The sequence below is a fragment of the Streptomyces lomondensis genome (assembly GCF_014651035.1).
Taxonomy (GTDB): Bacteria; Actinomycetota; Actinomycetes; order Streptomycetales; family Streptomycetaceae; genus Streptomyces; species Streptomyces lomondensis.
Genome location: NZ_BMWC01000043.1, coordinates 1 through 897 on the forward strand (window position 1 = coordinate 1; position 897 = coordinate 897).

The following is an 897-nucleotide window of genomic DNA, read 5'->3' on the forward strand; positions in this document are numbered from 1 at the left end:
CGCATGAAGTGACTGTGCAGGCGCTGGAGTTGGTGCAGGGCTGGCTGGCGGATGAGTCGACTGGTCAGTCGCGGCTGGTGGTCGTGACGCGGGGTGCGGTCGCGTGTGCCGATGGCGAGGTGCCGGATCCGGTGCAGGCGGCGGTGTGGGGTTTGTTGCGTTCGGCGCAGTCGGAGAACCCGGACCGTTTCGTCCTTGTCGACCTGGATGGAGATGAGGCGTCGCAGGCGGTGCTGTCCGCTGTGGTGGCCTCGGGTGAGCCGCAGGTGGCGATCCGCCGTGGTGAGGCATTCGTACCGCGCCTGACCCGGGCGGTTGTGGCTGCTGAGCGGCCGACGGGTGACCTGGATGCTCAGGGCACGGTCCTGGTGACGGGTGCCAGTGGTGTTCTGGGTGGTCTGGTGGCCCGGCATCTGGTGACGGAGCGGGGCGTACGCCACCTGCTCCTGTTGTCCCGGCGTGGGGAACAGGCTCCAGGTGCTGCCGAGTTGGTGGCGGAACTGGAGGGGTTGGGTGCCTCGGCGCGGGTGGCCGCGTGTGACGTGGCCCACCGTGAGGCACTTGCGGCGGTGCTGGCGGATGTACCCGTCGAGCATCCGCTGGTGGGTGTCGTGCACACGGCCGGTGTGCTGGATGACGGTGTGCTGTCGTCCCTCACTCCTGAGCGTCTGGAGGCGGTGTTGCGTCCGAAGGTGGACGCGGCGTGGCATCTGCATGAGCTGACGCGTGGCCTGGATCTGTCGCTGTTCGTGTTGTTCTCGTCGGCGGCTGGTGTGTTCGGTGGGGCGGGTCAGGCGAACTACGCCGCGGCGAATGCGTTCTTGGACGCGTTGGCTGAGGTGCGGTGTGGTGAGGGTTTGGTGGGTCAGTCGCTGGCGTGGGGGTTGTGGGCGCAGG

1 protein-coding gene is annotated in these 897 nt (G+C 68.2%); it reads left to right on the plus strand.

Annotation, left to right across the window (positions count from 1 at the left end; all coding sequences use genetic code 11):
• The coding region (locus tag IE255_RS38860; protein ID WP_190055151.1) for a beta-ketoacyl reductase at positions 1-897 on the plus strand (897 nt) is incomplete at both ends.